The sequence below is a fragment of the Pseudomonas sp. P5_A2_2 genome (assembly GCF_054177685.1).
Genome location: NZ_JBGCUL010001129.1, coordinates 1 through 1,348, shown reverse-complemented (window position 1 = coordinate 1,348; position 1,348 = coordinate 1). Strand labels below are relative to the sequence as shown.

Genomic DNA, 1,348 nt, shown 5'->3' with positions numbered 1-1,348 from the left:
GTGCTACGTGCTGCGCCTGCATCCGGAAGTCATCGCTACGCCGGGACGCATTGGTGTGTTGCGTGAAGTGCTTGAGGGGATTTTGCAGCACGATGACGTATGGATCGCTACCGGTGCAGATGTCGCCCGGTGGTGGGCGCAATCCGCAACGCCGATCACTGAAGATCATCCGGCGTCGGTGTATGAGCGGCATTATCGGGACTACGTGCTATGACAGAGCGCATGCAACGACTGGCGAAATTTTGCGTGGATACGCGGTTCGAGGACCTGCCGCCCGCTCTGGTGGAACAAGCCAAGCGTCACATCCTCGATACTGTCGGCGCGACCCTCGCCGGGGCAGACAGCGAAATAGCGAAAACGGCACGGCAGGTATTCCAAGACGAAACGGGCGACACCTTGGTCTGGAGCACTCGCCAGCGGGTCGGCGCCGCTCAGGCAGCCATGCTCAACGGCATCGCCGCCCATGCCCTGGAACTGGACGACACCGGTGGCTGCGACCACTCCGGCGCCGTAGTGCTGCCGGCGGTCATGGCGGCGGTGTCGATGGCCGGGCAACCGGTGAGCGGCCGCGAGTTCATCACGGCCGTGGTGATCGGTTACGAAGTCGGGCGCCGGGTGCTCGAAGCCTGCGGCGGCTACTCAGCCCATAACGGCGCTGGCTGGCACTCCACGGCGACCTGCGGGGTGTTCGGCGCGGCGGCGGCCAGTGCACGGATTTTTCGATTGAATGCCGGGCAAACCTTGTCGGCACTGGGCATCGCCGGCAGCTTCAGCGGTGGTTTGTGGGCTTTCATCCACGACGGCTCGCAAAGTAAAAAACTGCACAGTGGCCGGGCCGCCGAAGGGGGGTTGCTGGCGGCGCGGTTTGCGCAGCAGGGCATCAGTGGCCCAACAAGGTTGTTCGAGGATGTCTGGGGCGGTTTTTTGCAGACACTTGCCAGCGCCACCTCAACCCCCGAAGCACTGGATGCCGATCTCGGCGCCGTATGGAAACTCGCCCGCTGCTCGATCAAGCCCTACGCCTCGTGTCGCGGCACGCATTCGGCCATCGACGCGTTGGGGCTTTTGCTCGACCAATTGAATGTGCCAGTGGATCAGGTCGAAGACATACAGGTTTCGCTGTGCAGTTTTCTCAAGGACATGTGTGGCGGCCAGGATGTCGGCACCCTCGCGGCGGCGCAGATGAGCCTGGCGTATGCACTGGCGGCACGGCTGGTACATGGCCATTGTCGATTGCAGGCCTATGACGATGACGCGCGCAACGATCCACGCATTGTCCAGTGGATGTCACGCATTCGCCTTGATGTGGACCCGCTGCTGTCCGCGGATGGCGAGCCTGTGGTGACAC

At 63.1% G+C, this 1,348-nt stretch carries 1 protein-coding gene and 1 pseudogene; both read left to right on the top strand.

What is annotated here, in order from left to right; translation table 11 throughout:
- A pseudogene (locus tag ACXRVY_RS29415) lies at nucleotides 1-214 on the top strand (polysaccharide deacetylase family protein); the annotation flags it as partial.
- On the top strand, nucleotides 211-1,348 hold a 1,138-nt coding region (locus ACXRVY_RS29410; RefSeq protein WP_458239007.1), incomplete at its 3' end, for an MmgE/PrpD family protein. The pseudogene ACXRVY_RS29415 and the gene ACXRVY_RS29410, both read left to right, overlap by 4 nt.